Consider the following 14,922-nt stretch of genomic DNA (forward strand, 5'->3'; position numbering starts at 1 on the left):
GTCAGGCCCTGAGGAATTACGCAACAATGGCGTTGTGAAATACGTCGGCGAGGCTCAGGAGGCTCCCCAGGGAGCCCCGCAGGAGGAGATCGCGACCGGTGAGCGTTCGACGCGCAACCGGGTCGCCCGCTCCATCCTGGACCACGGCCCGTCCACCGTCGCCGATCTGGCCGGCCGCCTCCGTCTCACCCAGGCCGCCGTGCGCCGCCATCTGGACGCGCTGGCCGCCGACGAGGTCGTCGAAGCACGGGAACAGAAGATCTACGGAGCCCGTACGCGCGGCCGTCCCGCCAAGGTGTTCGTCCTGACGGACTGTGGCCGGGACGCCTTCGACCAGTCGTACGACACGCTCGCCGCCGACGCCCTGCGCTGGATCGCGCAGCGCGAGGGCGGGGAGGAGGCCGTCGTCGCCTTCGCCCGCGCCAGGATCGCCGAGCAGGCCGGGGCGTACCGCGCGGCCGTCGAGTCCGCCGCCCCCGAGAAGCGCACGGAAGCCCTCGCCAAGGCCCTGAGCGCCGACGGGTACGCTGCTACGGCGCGAAGCGCACCGGTCGGCGAGCAGCTGTGTCAGCACCACTGCCCGGTCGCGCACGTCGCCGAGCAGTTCCCGCAGCTGTGCGAGGCGGAGACCGAGATCTTCTCCCAGCTGCTCGGCACACACGTGCAGCGGCTGGCCACCATCGCCCACGGCGACGGGGTGTGCACGACCTTCATTCCGAAGATCGCACCCAAGACCACCGCCACACAAAACGACACAAACGCATCCGCAAGCACCGCCGGGAGGAACCCCGCATGACGCTCCCCATCGAGGAGACTGCCCACCCCGAGCTCGAGGGTCTGGGCAAGTACGAATACGGCTGGGCCGACTCCGACGCCGCCGGTGCCTCTGCCAAGCGCGGCATCAACGAGGACGTCGTCCGTGACATCTCGGCCAAGAAGTCCGAGCCGGAGTGGATGACCAAGCTCCGCCTCAAGGGCCTGCGCCTCTTCGACAAGAAGCCCATGCCGAACTGGGGCTCGGACCTGTCGGGCATCGACTTCGACAACATCAAGTACTTCGTGCGGTCCACCGAGAAGCAGGCCCAGTCCTGGGAGGACCTGCCCGAGGACATCAAGAACACGTACGACAAGCTCGGCATCCCCGAGGCGGAGAAGCAGCGCCTCGTCGCCGGTGTCGCGGCCCAGTACGAGTCCGAGGTCGTCTACCACCAGATCCGTGAGGACCTGGAGGAGCAGGGCGTCATCTTCCTGGACACCGACACGGCCCTGAAGGAGCACCCGGAGCTCTTCAAGGAGTACTTCGGCACGGTCATCCCGGTCGGCGACAACAAGTTCGCGTCGCTGAACTCGGCCGTGTGGTCCGGCGGATCCTTCATCTACGTGCCCAAGGGCGTGCAGGTCGAGATCCCGCTCCAGGCCTACTTCCGTATCAACACGGAGAACATGGGCCAGTTCGAGCGGACGCTGATCATCGTCGACGAGGGCGCCTACGTCCACTACGTCGAGGGCTGCACGGCGCCGATCTACCAGTCGGACTCCCTGCACTCCGCGGTGGTCGAGATCATCGTGAAGAAGGGCGCCCGCTGCCGTTACACGACCATCCAGAACTGGTCGAACAACGTCTACAACCTGGTCACCAAGCGCGCCGTGGCGTACGAGGGCGCGACCATGGAGTGGATCGACGGCAACATCGGCTCCAAGGTCACCATGAAGTACCCGGCCGTCTACCTGATGGGCGAGCACGCCAAGGGCGAGACCCTGTCCATCGCCTTCGCGGGCGAGGGGCAGCACCAGGACGCCGGCTCCAAGATGGTCCACATGGCGCCGAACACCTCCTCCAACATCGTGTCGAAGTCGGTGGCCCGTGGCGGCGGCCGTACCTCGTACCGCGGTCTGGTCGAGATCGGTGAGGGTGCCCACGGCTCCAAGTCGAACGTGCTGTGCGACGCGCTGCTCGTCGATACGATCTCCCGCTCCGACACGTACCCGTACGTCGACGTCCGCGAGGACGACGTGTCCATGGGCCACGAGGCGACGGTCTCCAAGGTCTCCGACGACCAGCTCTTCTACCTGATGAGCCGCGGTATGACGGAGTTCGAGGCGATGGCGATGATCGTGCGCGGCTTCGTCGAGCCGATCGCGAAGGAGCTGCCGATGGAGTACGCCCTCGAGCTCAACCGGCTGATCGAGCTGCAGATGGAAGGCGCCGTCGGCTAACGCCGAAAGCCCGTCCGTCAGCACACGTCTTGAACTGAGAAAGAGAGCACTACGACAGCCATGGCTGAGGCTCAGAACACAGCGGCGGGATCCACCACCGCCGGCTCGATCGCGGTGGCCGCAGAGTCGACCGTCGCCACGCGCATGAGCGCGCCCCCGTCCTACGACGTCGCGGACTTCCCGGTCCCGCACGGCCGTGAGGAGGAGTGGCGGTTCACGCCGCTCGAGCGGCTGCGCGGCCTGCACGACGGGACGGCGGTCGCCCAGGGCGGCCTCCGCGTCGAGGTGACCGCCCCCGCGGGCGTCACCCAGGAGACCGTCGGGCGCGACGACGCCCGCGTCGGCAAGGCCGGCAAGCCGGTGGACCGCGTCGCCGCCCAGGCGTTCTCGTCCTTCGAGAAGGCCTCGGTCGTGTCCGTCCCCAAGGAGACGGTGCTCACGGAGCCCATCCGCATCGCCGTGCACGGCGAGGGCGGTACGGCCTTCGCGCACCAGGTCATCGAGCTCGGCGCGTTCGCCGAGGCCGTGGTGGTCATCGACCACACCGGTGACGCGGTGCTCGCCGCCAACGTCGACTACATCCTGGGCGACGGCGCCAAGCTGACCGTCGTCTCCGTGCAGGACTGGGACGAGAAGGCCGTCCACGTCGCGCAGCACAACGCGCTGATCGGCCGCGACGCCTCCTTCAAGTCCGTCGTCGTCACCTTCGGCGGTGACCTCGTCCGTCTGCACCCGCGCGTGAACTACGCGGGCCCCGGCGGCGAGGCCGAGCTGCTCGGCCTGTACGTCACCGACGCCGGCCAGCACCAGGAGCACCGCCTCCTGGTCGACCACGCGGCCCCGCACTGCAAGTCGAACGTCGCCTACAAGGGCGCGCTCCAGGGCCAGGACGCACACGCCGTCTGGATCGGCGACGTCCTCATCGAGGCCTCCGCCGAGGGCACCGACACGTACGAGCTGAACCGCAACCTCGTGCTGACGGACGGCGCCCGCGTGGACTCGGTCCCGAACCTGGAGATCGAGACCGGCGAGATCGTCGGCGCGGGCCACGCCTCGGCGACCGGCCGCTTCGACGACGAGCAGCTCTTCTACCTGCGCTCGCGCGGCATCCCGGCCGACGAGGCCCGCCGCCTCGTGGTCCGCGGCTTCTTCGCCGAGCTCGTCCAGCAGATCGGTCTGCCGGACGTCCAGGAGCGCCTGCTCGCCAAGATCGAGGCCGAGCTGGAGGCTTCCGTCTGATGGCCTTCGACCGTGCCCGATTCACTCGGGTCTGCGGCTTGAGCGAGCTGGAGGAGGACACCCCGAAGCGGGTGGAACTCGACGGCACGCCGGTCTCGGTCGTCTACACCGAGGGCGAGGTGTTCGCGATCAACGACATCTGCTCGCACGCGAACGTGTCGCTCTCCGAGGGCGAGGTGGAGGACTGCCAGATCGAGTGCTGGCTGCACGGCTCCGCGTTCGACCTCCGCACCGGTAAGCCGTCCGGCCTTCCCGCGACGCGCCCCGTCCCCGTTTACCCCGTACAGATCGAAGGGGACGACGTGCTCGTCTCCCTCTCCCAGGAGTCCTGAGGCACCCATGGCAACGCTTGAAATCAAGGACCTGCACGTCACCGTCGAGGCCGACAACTCCACCAAGGAGATCCTCAAGGGCGTCGACCTGACCGTGAAGCAGGGCGAGACGCACGCCATCATGGGCCCGAACGGCTCCGGCAAGTCGACCCTCGCCTACTCCATCGCAGGTCACCCCAAGTACACGATCACCCAGGGCACCGTCACCCTCGACGGCGAGGACGTCCTCGAGATGTCCGTCGACGAGCGCGCCCGCGCCGGCATGTTCCTCGCCATGCAGTACCCGGTCGAGGTCCCCGGCGTCTCGGTCTCCAACTTCCTGCGCACCTCGGCCACCGCGATCCGCGGCGAGGCCCCCAAGCTGCGCACGTGGGTCAAGGAGGTCAAGACCGCGATGGAGCAGCTCCAGATGGACCCTGCCTTCGCCGAGCGCAACGTGAACGAGGGCTTCTCCGGCGGTGAGAAGAAGCGCCACGAGATCCTCCAGATGGAGCTCCTCAAGCCGAAGATCGCGATCCTCGACGAGACCGACTCCGGTCTCGACGTCGACGCGCTGCGCCAGGTCTCCGAGGGCGTCAACCGCGTCCGCGAGACCGGTGAGGTCGGCACCCTGCTGATCACGCACTACACGCGCATCCTGCGCTACATCAAGCCGGACTTCGTCCATGTCTTCTCGCAGGGCAGGATCGTCGAGTCCGGCGGCCCCGAGCTCGCCGACAAGCTCGAGGCCGAGGGCTACGAGGCATACACGAAGGGCGGCGCATCCGCGTGACACAGCTGCCGGGCCTCCTCGACACCGAGGCGATCCGCAAGGACTTCCCGATCCTCGACCGGGTACTTCACGACGGCAAGAAGCTCGTGTACCTGGACAACGCGGCGACCTCGCAGACGCCGCGCCAGGTCATCGACACGCTCAGTGAGTACTACGAACAGCACAACGCCAACGTCCACCGGGGCGTGCACGTGCTCGCCGAGGAGGCCACGGCGCTGTACGAAGGTGCGCGTGACAAGGTCGCGGCCTTCATCAACGCGCCGAGCCGCGACGAGGTCATCTTCACCAAGAACGCCTCCGAGTCGCTCAACCTCGTGGCGAACATGCTGGGCTGGGCCGACGAGCCCTACCGCGTGGACCACGAGACCGAGATCGTCATCACGGAGATGGAGCACCACTCCAACATCGTGCCGTGGCAGCTGCTCTCGCAGCGCACCGGCGCGAAGCTGCGGTGGTTCGGGCTGACCGACGACGGCCGCCTCGACCTCTCCAACATCGACGAGGTCATCACCGAGAAGACGAAGATCGTCTCGTTCGTCCTCGTCTCGAACATCCTGGGCACGCTCAACCCGGTCGAGGCCATCGTGCGCCGCGCCCAGGAGGTCGGCGCGCTCGTCCTCATCGACGCGTCCCAGGCCGCCCCGCACATGGTGCTCGACGTGCAGGCGCTCCAGGCCGACTTCGTGGCCTTCACCGGCCACAAGATGTGCGGCCCGACGGGCATCGGCGTCCTGTGGGGACGCCAGGAGCTCCTCGAGGACCTGCCGCCCTTCCTGGGCGGCGGCGAGATGATCGAGACGGTCTCCATGCACTCGTCGACGTACGCGCCGGCGCCGCACAAGTTCGAGGCGGGTACGCCCCCGATCGCCCAGGCCGTCGGCCTCGGCGCGGCCGTGGACTACCTGAACTCGATCGGCATGGACAAGATCGCCCAGCATGAGCACGCGATCACCGAGTACGCGGTGAAGCGGCTTCTGGAGGTCCCGGACCTGCGGATCATCGGCCCCACCACGGCCGAGGACCGCGGCGCCGCGATCTCGTTCACGCTCGGTGACATCCACCCGCACGACGTGGGCCAGGTCCTCGACGAGCAGGGCATCGCGGTCCGGGTCGGCCACCACTGCGCCCGCCCCGTCTGCCTGCGCTACGGAATTCCTGCGACCACGCGAGCGTCGTTCTATCTGTACACAACGCCAGGCGAGATCGATGCGCTGATCGACGGCCTGGAGCACGTACGGAACTTCTTCGGCTGAGGGGCTGGCTGGGAACGTGAAGCTGGATTCGATGTACCAGGACGTCATCCTGGACCACTACAAGCACCCGCACGGGCGCGGTCTGCGCGATGGCGATGCCGAGGTGCACCACGTCAATCCGACGTGCGGCGACGAGATCACGCTGCGCGTGAAGTACGACGGCTCGACGATCAGTGACGTCTCGTACGAGGGCCAGGGCTGCTCGATCAGCCAGGCCTCGGCCTCTGTTCTGAACGAGCTGCTCGTCGGCAAGGACCTGGCCCAGGCGCAGAAGATCCAGGAGACCTTCCTGGAGCTGATGCAGTCGCGGGGCAGGATCGAGCCCGACGACGCGATGGAGGAGGTGCTGGAGGACGCGGTCGCGTTCGCCGGTGTCTCCAAGTACCCCGCCCGCGTGAAGTGCGCCCTCCTGAGCTGGATGGCGTGGAAGGACGCGACGGCCCAGGCGCTGGACGGCGCGGAGAGGAAGACGGCATGAGCGAGACAGTGACCACCAAGCCCGCGTCCGAGGAAGAGGTCCGTGAGGCGCTCTACGACGTCGTCGACCCCGAGCTGGGCATCGACGTCGTCAACCTGGGCCTGATCTACGGCATCCACATCGACGACGCCAACATCGCCACGATCGACATGACGCTCACGTCCGCGGCCTGTCCGCTGACCGACGTCATCGAGGACCAGGCGAAGTCGGCCACCGACGGCATCGTGAACGAGCTCCGGATCAACTGGGTCTGGATGCCGCCGTGGGGCCCGGACAAGATCACGGACGAGGGCCGCGAGCAGCTGCGCGCGCTCGGCTTCAACGTCTGATCGGTCCCCCGGTCCGCCACACCTGTACGGCCCCCTGTGCTCCCGGCACGGGGGGCCGTGCTGTCTGCTGTTCGCCCCCGGGCCGCACGGCGTACGCCTGTAGTTGGCGCACATGGCCGAAGGTTCTCGTCGACACCCGCCCCGACGAGAGGCCCCCATGCAGCACGTCCTTTCCCCGTCCCGCCGCAGAGCCGCCGCCGTCGCGGGCGGAGTGCTCACGCTGGCCCTCGCGGGTCTCAACAGCCCGGCGGGCGCCGCGAGTTACGGGACGCCGACGATCGCACTCTCCGCCGGGTACCTCTCCGGGGCGGTCGACGCCACGGGCGACCCGGTCGTGACCGTCACCGTCGGCCAGAGCGGTGCCGACGCGTCGGCGCTGACCGTGGCCGCGTCCGCGAGCACCAAGTCGTCCGTCGCCGGCACCGGGAACGTCACCGTCACCGGGGAGGGCGCCACCCGGCAGGTGTCCGTCGCCGCCCAGGGCCGCGGCTACACCGACCTCACCCTCAAGGTGACCGGCGTCGACGGCAAGACCGCCACCAAGACGCTCCACTACGCCGCCTCGGCCGCCGTGCAACAGGGCCCCGACACCCGCTACTTCACGGGTTCCAGCGACGCGTCCGCCGCCGTCGACGCGGGCGGCGGCTACGTCCTGGTCGCCGACGACGAGTCCAACGTCCTGCGCCTCTACAGTGGTTCGGTCTCCGGCGCGCCCGTCAGGACCTGGGACTTCAGCTCACAGCTCGGGGTGGACAAGGAGGTCGACATCGAGGGCGCCACGCGCGTCGGCGACACGATCTACTGGACCGGGTCCCTCGGCAACAACAAGGACGGCGAGTACAAGTCCCCCCGGAACACGGTCTTCACGACCACCGTGAGCGGCAGCGGGGCCGCGACGCAGCTGTCGTACGGCAAGGCGTACAAGAAGCTGCGGGACGACCTGGTCGCCTGGGACGAGGCGAACGGGGACCGCTACGGGTTCGCCGCCGGGGCCGAGGACGGGCAGGTGCCCAAGCAGATCGACGGGTTCAACGTCGAGGGCCTCGAATTCGCGCCCGGGTCCACCAGCACCGCATACATCGGGTTCCGCGCGCCGCTCGTGCCGCCGAAGGACGGGGGCAAGGCGCTGCTCGTGCCCGTCACCAACTTCGACAAGGTCGTGGCGAGCGGCACGAAGCCCGTGTTCGGGACGCCCGTCGAGCTGGACCTCGGCGGCCTTTCGGTGCGCGACATCCGCAAGAACGCCGCGAACCAGTACCTGATCGTGGCCGGCAGCTGGGCCGCCGACGACAACTCCGACCCATACGCCCTGTACCGGTGGGACGGCGTGGCGGGACACGCGCCGGTCAAGCGGATGGACCTGCCGACGAGTGACCCGGGCGGCTGGGAGGCCGTGGTGAGCGTCCCCGACCTGACGCAGTCCGGCGCCCGCGCGCAGCTCCTGACCGACAACGGCTCCGCCGACCTCTACGGCGACGGCACCGAGGCCAAGGACCTCACGCACCCGGAGTGGAAGAAGTCCAGGGCCGCCTGGTTCGACGTCACCGGCTGATCCGCCGGTACGACGCGCGTGGCGCGGGCCCGCGCGGCAGACTGGGCGTCATGGCTTCTTCGCTGTACCAAGTCGTCGTGAACGCCCACGATCTGCCCGCGCAGGCCCGCTTCTGGTGTCAAGTCCTCGACTGGAAGGTGCTGTTCGAGGCCGAGGACGAGATCGTCATCGGCGCCGACGCGACCACGCTGCCGGGGTTCTGCTTCGTGCCGGTGGACGACGCCAAGACCGTCCACAACCGCCTGCACATCGACCTCAGCCCGGATGACCGGGACGCCGAGGTCGAGCGCATCGTCGGCCTCGGGGCGCGGCGCGTGGACGTCGGGCAGGGCGAGGACGTCACGTGGGTCGTCCTCGCCGACCCCGAGGGCAACGAGTTCTGCGTACTGCGGCCGAAGAAGACGCTCCTCGACTGAGGCGCAGACCCTAAGGCCTAGGCGTCGGACCGGGCCGCGAGCTCCAGTGAGTGGGCGAGGCCCTCCCTGCGGATGCGCTGGTCGATGTAGAGCAGCGCGGTGACCAGCGGCAGGAACACCGAACTGACCAGCTGCACCAGCAGATTGCCGATCATGGACAGGGCCATGACCACGCCCAGCTTCGGCAGCATCGCCTCGAACACGTCGGAGGCGGTCTGCCCCGGCTCGTACGCCTGCGGAGTCGTGTCGGGCATCGCGATCTGGAGCGGTACACGCACCGCGAGCGACACGCCCGCCATGATCACGCCGGCCAGCAGGGAGATGCCGAACGTGCGCCACCAGGCGCCCCGCACCAGGCGCGCCGAACGGCGCAGCGCCTGGATCGGCCCCGCCTCCTCGAGCGTGGCGGCCGCGGGGCCGAACAGGAACAGGACGTATACCCAGACCACGAGCGGCACCGTCACCGCCATGAGCAGGAACAGCAGGCCCACCGGCGCGACCGACTGTGTGAGCAGCATGACGAAGACCGACACCATGAACGCCACGGCCAGGCCCGCCGGGATCAGCGCGATCAGGCCCATCAGCAGGCCCACGCCGAGCACGGAAGGCGTGCGCGACCAGGCGCGCCGCCACACCGCCCCGAACCGCGCGGGACGGCCGAGCACCGCCTCGCGCAGCACCACCGTGCACGCGGACTGGATGAACGCCGAGCTGACCGTGAGCGCCAGCATGCCGACGGCCCACACCACGCCGAACGCGACGAACACCGGCCGCGCGTGGCTCCAGGCGAACTCGGTGTCCCGGTCCAGGAGCGCCCGTACGTCGTCCGAGACGGCCGCGTAACCGAGCGCCAGCGCGCCCGCCATGAGGACGGCGAGCACCGCGTACACGATGAGGACCGTGCCGAACAGCGGCTTCGCGTAGCGGCGCATCGTGGTGAACGCGCCGCCGAGTATCCGGTCGGCGCCGAGCGGGGCGAGCGGGATGACGCCCGGCTGGGGCGGGGGCGGCGGCCACGCACCCCAGCCGCCGTAACCGCCCGGTCCGTGTCCCGGTCCGTATCCGGGCACAGGACCCGGCCCCCATCCCTGCCCCGGCCCCTGACCTGGCCCCTGTCCCCACATGTCCGTCATCTCGCCGCACTCCCGGGAGTAGTTCGTCCCTGTGGCCCCCCACAGTGATCGCGACACGATAGCCCGACGAGCCGCACCGCGGTGTGTACGGTTGTACGCAACGATGCGTACACTCGTACACATGGGATACGTACTGCTCTCCGGCGCCATCGCGGCGGAAGTGGCCGCCACCACCGCCATGAAGTACAGCGAGGGATTCAGCAGGCTCTGGCCCTCCCTGATCACCGTCTCCGGCTATCTGATCGCCTTCGCGCTGCTCGCCCAGACGCTGAAGACCGTGCAGGTCGGGACCGCGTACGCGATCTGGGCCGGCGTCGGCACGGCCGTCATCGCCGGGATAGGCATGCTCTTCCTCGGCGAGGCGATGACCGCGGCGCGGCTCGCGGGCATCGCCCTGGTCATCGGCGGCGTGGTGCTGCTCAACATGGGCGGCGCCCACTGATGGCCCGGCGCTACGACCCCGAGCGGCGGCAGCGCATCATCGACGCCGCGATCCGGGTGGTGGGCGAGAAGGGCATCGGCGGACTCAGTCACCGCAGCGTCGCCGCCGAGGCCGACGTGCCGCTCGGCTCGACGACGTACCACTTCAAGACCCTCGACGAACTGCTGGTCGCCGCGCTGCGCCAGGCCAACGAGGGCTTCGCGAAGGCCCTGGCCGGCAGTGCCGTCTTCGAGGCGCCGCGCTCCCGGCTCGCCGCCGGGCTCGCTGCGGTCCTCGGCGAGTGGCTCGCCGGTGAACGCACCGGCGTCGAGCTCGAGTACGAGCTGTATCTCGCCGCCCTGCGCAAGCCCGCGCTGCGGTTCGTCGCCGCAGAGTGGGGCGAGGGCATCGCCGAAGGGCTCGCCCGCCGCACCGACCCCGTCACCGCCCGCGCGCTGGTCGCCCTGATGGACGGAATCTGCCTCCAGGTGCTGCTCACGGACGCCGTCTACGAGGAGGAGTACGCGCGCGACATGCTCGCGCGGGTCATCGACGGAGCCCCCGGCGGCTGAGGCCTCTCGATCGGACCGTGCCGGGCTCCCCGGGCCTGGCACGCCGACCTGCGGCGTTGTCGTCGGCACCAGCCGTCGCCGGCCTGCGCCGACCGGTCGAGGCCACCGTGCGCGACCTGATCCGCCGGACAGACCCCAGGCCGACCCGCGGCCGACCGGTCGGGGCCGCGCGGCGCGCCCGGTACCTGAGACACCGGGCGCACCGGTTCGCCCCCGCGGCGCACCTCCGGTTAGGTTTCACCCATGTCTGACTCTCCCGCCAGCACCACCGCTCAGCGCACCACCGGAGCCGTCGCCGCAGGCCTCGCCACGCTCACCGCGGACGGCACCGTCCTCGACACCTGGTTCCCCGCCCCGTCCCTCCAGGACGAGCCGGGCCCGGCCGGCACCGAGCGGCTCTCCGCCGAGCGCGCCGCCGAACTGCTCGGCGAGGGCGCCGCGAAGGCCATCGGCACCGACGCCCGCCGCGGTGTGGAGACCGTCGCCGTGCGCACGGTCATCGCCTCGCTCGACGACAAGCCGCTCGACGCGCACGACGCGTACCTGCGCCTTCACCTGCTCTCGCACCGACTGGTCAAGCCGCACGGGCAGAACCTGGACGGCGTCTTCGGCCTCCTCGCCAACGTCGCCTGGACCTCGCTCGGCCCGGTCGCCGTCGACGACGTGGAGAAGGTGCGTCTCAACGCCCGCGCCGAGGGCCTGCACCTCGCCGTGACGTCCATCGACAAGTTCCCCCGCATGACGGACTACGTCGCGCCGAAGGGCGTCCGCATCGCCGACGCCGACCGCGTACGGCTCGGCGCGCACCTCGCCGAGGGCACCACCGTCATGCACGAGGGCTTCGTCAACTTCAACGCCGGCACCCTCGGCACGTCGATGGTCGAGGGCCGCATCTCCGCCGGCGTCGTCGTCGGCAACGGCTCCGACATCGGCGGCGGCGCCTCCACCATGGGCACGCTCTCCGGCGGCGGCAACGTCCGCATCACGATCGGCGAGCGCTGCCTCGTCGGCGCCGAGGCGGGCGTCGGCATCGCGCTGGGCGACGAGTGCGTCGTCGAGGCCGGTCTGTACGTCACGGCCGGTACGCGCGTCACGATGCCCGACGGTGAGATCGTCAAGGCCCGCGACCTGTCCGGCGCCTCGAACATCCTTTTCCGCCGCAACTCGGTCACCGGCGCCGTCGAGGCCCGCCCGAACAACGCGGTGTGGGGCGGCCTGAACGAGGTTCTGCACAGCCACAACTGATCACAGGCGGCCGCAACTTGCGGCCGCCTGATCGATCAATACTTCTGACCTGCTGCTGAGCACTCTGACCTGCTGCTGAGCTGTCGGCAGTTGTCGACGTCGGTCACCAACGAGCGCCCTTCCATGGCCCAGGACGGCCCGGGAGGGCGCTCGTGCGTGAGCGGTGCTCGTGGACCCGCTGGTGCCGCTGCGGCATGCCGGCCGGGAGCCGGCTGCGGGACGTGGGCAGGTCAGCCGGTGCAACCGGCCACGGGAGACGGGCTGCCGACGCAGTTGGTAGGAAGGTTTCCCGTGATGGGGGAGTGCTTGTTCACCACGACGTCTCCGATGTCGTTGAACACGCCTCCGGGGGCACTGCCCGCTTTGTTCTGGGTGACGGAGCTGAGGTTGAGGACGAGGTAGGTGCCGGCGTCGACGTTGTAGATACCGCCGGCCTGCAGACCGGCGGTGTTCTTCGTGATGGTGCTCGAGTTGAAGGTGGCTCTTCCGAGCTGTGCGTTGGTGACGCCGCCTCCGTGGTCGCTGGCGTTGTTGTCGGCGATCTTGCTGTCGTTGACGGTCATCTGGAAGTTGTTCCAAAGGCCGCCGCCGTCGCCTTCCGTAACCCTGTTGCCGGTGATGGAGCTGTGGGTGATGGTGATCATGTTGTCGTTGAACACGCCGCCACCAAAGAATCTGCTGGCCGAGTTGCCGTCAACCGAGGTGGAAATGACGGAGGCGGCGCCTTCGCTGGAAATCCCCCCACCGGAGCGTGCGGCATCGTTGTCGGTAACCCTGGACCGAATGAGCCTCAGGGTTCCCATGTTCTCGATGCCGCCGCCGTTGTTACTGGCGGTGTTCCCCTTGACGAGGAGATTCGTCGCGTTCAGTGTCCCCCCGTTTTGGACGAGGAGGCCCCCGCCGTCGCCGGTCACGTTGCCATTCTCGATTTTGAGATTGCTGAGCGTCACCCTTCCACCGGTTGCGACGTCGAGAAGGCGGAAGAGGTTCGAGGTAGTACCGCGCCGGAGAGTGGCGCCGTTTCCGTCGACGGTGACGGGCACCGTGATGGGAGGTGTCGCGTCATCACCCGAGAAGGGTGCTGTGAAGTCGTAGACGCAGCCCTTGGCGAGACTGAGTTCGCCAAAACCTTGGGCGTTGGCTTTGGTGATGGCGGCAGTAAGAGCACTCTTCGTGCACTGCACACGCTCAGGGGTGTGGGCGGCTGCGGGGACAGAGGTGAAGGCGGTGAAGGCGGTAGTAACCGTGGCAATCGCGGCGGCACCGGCAAGAACTCGGAGTGCGGTCAAGGCGGCATTCCTGCTTTCGGATCGACGGGCTCCAGGCTTACGACCTGCATGGGCGCGCAACACGAATACGCGACAGCGTTGAGAATGTGCCTTTCCGATTTTCGGCACATGGAGCCACGCTGGGTGTCCCCTCGTTCGGTCGGCGAGGACAACCCGAAGAGACCTGCTACCCGACGCCCGGTGGCAGTGGCCGACGGGCACGGAGGACGCGCCTGTGCGGCCGGGGGCCCGGGGGCTGTCCCCCGGGAAGGCACAGCACTATGCGTTGACGCAGCTCTCGTACGCGGACAGCAGTCCGTCGGTCACCTCGTGGCCGGCGGGCCGCAGCGGTGCGCGGACCGGGCCGCCCGGTAGGCCGAGCGCGCCGAGCAGCGCCTTCGCGGTGACCGTGCCCGGCAGGCCGGACGCCATCATCAACTCCACGAGCGGCGCCGCGAGTTGCTGGCGCCGGGCCGCCTCCCCGGTGTCACCCGCGTCGAAGGCGTCAAGGACCGCCCGCAGCGCGCGCGGCGCCACGTTCGCGACCGTCGACACGAAGCCCGCCCCGCCCACCGCGTACAGCGGAAGCGCGAACTCCTCGCAGCCCGCGTAGTACGCGAGACCGGTCGCGCCGAGCACCTTCTGCGTACCGAGCATGTCGTACGCGCAGTCCTTGACGGCCACGATCCGGGGGTGGGACGCGAGCCGGATCAGGGTGTCCGGCTCGATGCGCGTGCCGGTGCGGCCCGGGATGTCGTACAGCATCACCGGCAGTCCGGACGCGTCCGCGATCTCACGGAAGTGTGCCTCCAGAGCGTCCTGCGGCGGGCGGCTGTAGTACGGGCTGACGACCAACACGCCGTCCGCGCCCGCCTTTTCGGCCCCGGCCGCCAGCTGCACGGTGTGCCGGGTGTCCGCCGTGCCGACGCCCGCGACGACGGGGACCCGCTCCCCGACGGCGTCCTTCACGGCCCGCACGAGCGCGGCCTTCTCGCCGTCCGACGTCGTCGGTGACTCGCCGGTGGTGCCGGACAGGACCAGACCGTCGCAGCCCTCGGCCACCAGGTGGGACGCCAGGCGCTGTGCGCCGTCCAGGTCCAGGGTGCCGTCGTCGGCGAACGGCGTGACCATGGCGCACAGGGCGCGGCCGAAGGGCGGTTGGGGGAAGTTCGCGAGGCTCATAGGTGCAGTCTCGGCGCCCCCACCGTGCAGCTCCACTTAATTCTTCTACGAGGTAACGGCAAGGCTTGCTGAACGGTTGAGGGTGCGTGGCCGAGTTCCGACGGGAGATTGGCCGGGGGCGACCTTCAGGAAGTGCGCCCGGATTCCGAGATATCAGGGAGAAGTCGCACGTATGCGTAGACATATAAAACGTATAAGGATCCTTCCGTGGTGCGTGACATCGTCCTGGCCCTCGCCGTTCCCCTGCTGATCTGCGCGAGTGGCGTCTACGCCGCATGTGACGTGTGGTGGCGCCGCAGTCACCCCGCACCGGACCCGCACTCGCACGCGGGGCGCCGCCTCGCCGCCGAACGGGCGGTGTCCGACGCGGAGGCGATCGTGGCCGACCGGTACGCGATCCTCGCCGAGGCGGAACGTGGCGCCGCGCGCCTGGGCGGACAGCAGTAGGGCGGGGCGCTCACTCCCTGCCGGTGAGTGAGCGCCCCGCCCTTGTACGTTCCCGTGCTCAGTGCT

The 14,922-nt window shown here is 69.2% G+C and carries 17 protein-coding genes; 14 read left to right on the top strand and 3 right to left on the bottom strand.

Features of this window, described 5'->3' with window-relative positions; translation table 11 throughout:
* Positions 1–34 precede the first annotated feature (34 nt).
* The 10 genes from AC07EJ_RS32675 to AC07EJ_RS32720 all read left to right on the top strand — a co-directional run bounded on the left by AC07EJ_RS32675 (position 35) and on the right by AC07EJ_RS32720 (position 8,588).
* Positions 35–796 (top strand): helix-turn-helix transcriptional regulator, encoded by a 762-nt coding sequence (locus AC07EJ_RS32675; RefSeq protein ID WP_393585873.1) that lies wholly within the window; start codon positions 35–37, stop codon positions 794–796.
* Positions 793–2,217, top strand: coding sequence for a Fe-S cluster assembly protein SufB (gene sufB, locus AC07EJ_RS32680; protein WP_100592406.1), 1,425 nt, complete (start codon positions 793–795; stop codon positions 2,215–2,217). Before AC07EJ_RS32675 ends, sufB begins: the two co-directional genes overlap by 4 nt.
* 60 nt (positions 2,218–2,277) lie before the next feature.
* Complete coding sequence (sufD, locus tag AC07EJ_RS32685) at positions 2,278–3,456, top strand: Fe-S cluster assembly protein SufD (protein ID WP_389475379.1); 1,179 nt, start codon at positions 2,278–2,280, stop codon at positions 3,454–3,456.
* A complete protein-coding gene (locus AC07EJ_RS32690) occupies positions 3,456–3,788 on the top strand; it encodes a non-heme iron oxygenase ferredoxin subunit (protein WP_362908019.1) in 333 nt (110 codons plus the stop codon). The genes sufD and AC07EJ_RS32690 overlap by 1 nt, the downstream gene beginning before the upstream one ends.
* Positions 3,789–3,795: 7 nt before the next feature.
* Positions 3,796–4,560, top strand: coding sequence for a Fe-S cluster assembly ATPase SufC (sufC, locus tag AC07EJ_RS32695; RefSeq protein WP_100592409.1), 765 nt, complete (start codon positions 3,796–3,798; stop codon positions 4,558–4,560).
* A complete protein-coding gene (locus AC07EJ_RS32700; protein ID WP_383886175.1) occupies positions 4,557–5,813 on the top strand; it encodes a cysteine desulfurase in 1,257 nt (418 codons plus the stop codon). The genes sufC and AC07EJ_RS32700 overlap by 4 nt, the downstream gene beginning before the upstream one ends.
* 16 nt (positions 5,814–5,829) lie before the next feature.
* Positions 5,830–6,291, top strand: coding sequence for a Fe-S cluster assembly sulfur transfer protein SufU (sufU, locus tag AC07EJ_RS32705; protein WP_389475383.1), 462 nt, complete (start codon positions 5,830–5,832; stop codon positions 6,289–6,291).
* Positions 6,288–6,620, top strand: coding sequence for a metal-sulfur cluster assembly factor (locus AC07EJ_RS32710; protein WP_100592412.1), 333 nt, complete (start codon positions 6,288–6,290; stop codon positions 6,618–6,620). Before sufU ends, AC07EJ_RS32710 begins: the two co-directional genes overlap by 4 nt.
* Before the next feature lie 157 nt (positions 6,621–6,777).
* Positions 6,778–8,172: a hypothetical protein gene (locus AC07EJ_RS32715; protein ID WP_389475385.1), complete on the top strand. Its 1,395-nt coding sequence runs from the start codon at positions 6,778–6,780 to the stop codon at positions 8,170–8,172.
* 50 nt (positions 8,173–8,222) lie between these two features.
* Positions 8,223–8,588, top strand: coding sequence for a VOC family protein (locus AC07EJ_RS32720; protein ID WP_389475387.1), 366 nt, complete (start codon positions 8,223–8,225; stop codon positions 8,586–8,588).
* A 17-nt stretch (positions 8,589–8,605) separates the two neighbouring features.
* Here AC07EJ_RS32720 and AC07EJ_RS32725 read toward each other — a convergent pair whose 3' ends face one another.
* Entirely contained in the window at positions 8,606–9,658 is a 1,053-nt protein-coding gene (locus AC07EJ_RS32725) for a DUF7847 domain-containing protein (protein ID WP_389475389.1), read from the bottom strand.
* A gap of 184 nt (positions 9,659–9,842) precedes the next feature.
* On the opposite strand from AC07EJ_RS32725, the gene AC07EJ_RS32730 reads away from it, so the two are divergent.
* The 3 genes from AC07EJ_RS32730 to dapD all read left to right on the top strand — a co-directional run bounded on the left by AC07EJ_RS32730 (position 9,843) and on the right by dapD (position 11,959).
* A complete protein-coding gene (locus AC07EJ_RS32730; RefSeq protein WP_266669279.1) occupies positions 9,843–10,163 on the top strand; it encodes a DMT family transporter in 321 nt (106 codons plus the stop codon).
* Positions 10,163–10,714: a TetR/AcrR family transcriptional regulator gene (locus tag AC07EJ_RS32735; RefSeq protein WP_389475392.1), complete on the top strand. Its 552-nt coding sequence runs from the start codon at positions 10,163–10,165 to the stop codon at positions 10,712–10,714. Before AC07EJ_RS32730 ends, AC07EJ_RS32735 begins: the two co-directional genes overlap by 1 nt.
* Before the next feature lie 243 nt (positions 10,715–10,957).
* Entirely contained in the window at positions 10,958–11,959 is a 1,002-nt protein-coding gene (gene dapD / locus AC07EJ_RS32740; RefSeq protein WP_116502754.1) for a 2,3,4,5-tetrahydropyridine-2,6-dicarboxylate N-succinyltransferase, read from the top strand.
* A gap of 230 nt (positions 11,960–12,189) precedes the next feature.
* On the opposite strand, the gene AC07EJ_RS32745 is transcribed toward dapD, so the two are convergent.
* A complete protein-coding gene (locus AC07EJ_RS32745; RefSeq protein WP_389475394.1) occupies positions 12,190–13,248 on the bottom strand; it encodes an autotransporter outer membrane beta-barrel domain-containing protein in 1,059 nt (352 codons plus the stop codon).
* A 258-nt stretch (positions 13,249–13,506) separates the two neighbouring features.
* Positions 13,507–14,409, bottom strand: a complete 903-nt coding sequence (gene dapA, locus AC07EJ_RS32750; RefSeq protein WP_389475396.1) for a 4-hydroxy-tetrahydrodipicolinate synthase — start codon at positions 14,407–14,409, stop codon at positions 13,507–13,509.
* A 207-nt stretch (positions 14,410–14,616) separates the two neighbouring features.
* Between dapA and AC07EJ_RS32755 the strand changes: the two genes are divergently transcribed.
* On the top strand, positions 14,617–14,856 hold the full coding sequence (locus tag AC07EJ_RS32755) for a hypothetical protein (protein WP_393585863.1): 240 nt from the start codon (positions 14,617–14,619) through the stop codon (positions 14,854–14,856).
* The last annotated feature ends 66 nt before the right edge of the window (positions 14,857–14,922 follow it).

Source organism: Streptomyces sp. NPDC045026, from assembly GCF_056432625.1.

What these genes read in the sequence shown, in the direction of transcription:
- sufB (WP_100592406.1), top strand. Translation starts at nt 793, where the DNA reads ATGACGCTCCCCATCGAGGAGACTGCCCACCCCGAGCTCGAGGGTCTG.
- sufD (WP_389475379.1), top strand. Translation starts at nt 2,278, where the DNA reads ATGGCTGAGGCTCAGAACACAGCGGCGGGATCCACCACCGCCGGCTCG.
- AC07EJ_RS32690 (WP_362908019.1), top strand. Translation starts at nt 3,456, where the DNA reads ATGGCCTTCGACCGTGCCCGATTCACTCGGGTCTGCGGCTTGAGCGAG.
- sufC (WP_100592409.1), top strand. Translation starts at nt 3,796, where the DNA reads ATGGCAACGCTTGAAATCAAGGACCTGCACGTCACCGTCGAGGCCGAC.
- AC07EJ_RS32710 (WP_100592412.1), top strand. Translation starts at nt 6,288, where the DNA reads ATGAGCGAGACAGTGACCACCAAGCCCGCGTCCGAGGAAGAGGTCCGT.
- AC07EJ_RS32715 (WP_389475385.1), top strand. Translation starts at nt 6,778, where the DNA reads ATGCAGCACGTCCTTTCCCCGTCCCGCCGCAGAGCCGCCGCCGTCGCG.
- AC07EJ_RS32720 (WP_389475387.1), top strand. Translation starts at nt 8,223, where the DNA reads ATGGCTTCTTCGCTGTACCAAGTCGTCGTGAACGCCCACGATCTGCCC.
- AC07EJ_RS32730 (WP_266669279.1), top strand. Translation starts at nt 9,843, where the DNA reads ATGGGATACGTACTGCTCTCCGGCGCCATCGCGGCGGAAGTGGCCGCC.
- AC07EJ_RS32735 (WP_389475392.1), top strand. Translation starts at nt 10,163, where the DNA reads ATGGCCCGGCGCTACGACCCCGAGCGGCGGCAGCGCATCATCGACGCC.
- dapD (WP_116502754.1), top strand. Translation starts at nt 10,958, where the DNA reads ATGTCTGACTCTCCCGCCAGCACCACCGCTCAGCGCACCACCGGAGCC.
- dapA (WP_389475396.1), bottom strand. Translation starts at nt 14,409, where the DNA reads ATGAGCCTCGCGAACTTCCCCCAACCGCCCTTCGGCCGCGCCCTGTGC.